This window comes from Vibrio sp. 10N.261.52.A1 (assembly GCF_002876325.1).
Lineage (GTDB): Bacteria > Pseudomonadota > Gammaproteobacteria > Enterobacterales > Vibrionaceae > Vibrio > Vibrio chagasii.
On sequence record NZ_MCYD01001200.1, the window covers coordinates 1 to 249 of the forward strand.

The following is a 249-nucleotide window of genomic DNA, read 5'->3' on the forward strand; positions in this document are numbered from 1 at the left end:
GAAAAGATTATGAAGATAGACGCCGACGCCAAAAACAAGGCATCGAGAAGGCCAAGAAAGAAGGGAAGTATCAAGGAAGAAAGCCTGACCTAGAGCTGCATGAAAAAATCTACAAGCTTAGAGTGGGTAACCAGATGAGCATCAACGAGACAGCCAAAATGATAGGCGTCTAAGCGAGAACCGTTGTACGTGTCGTTAAGAAGATGAATGCTCAGCGCGAAGGTGAGTAGGTGAGTGTATCCTACTTAG

Annotated in this window: 1 pseudogene; it reads left to right on the forward strand. The window is 45.4% G+C overall.

The window, feature by feature from the left end:
• Window positions 1-173: pseudogene (locus tag BCT81_RS29870) on the forward strand (recombinase family protein); the annotation flags it as partial.
• Between the last annotated feature and the right edge of the window lie 76 nt (window positions 174-249).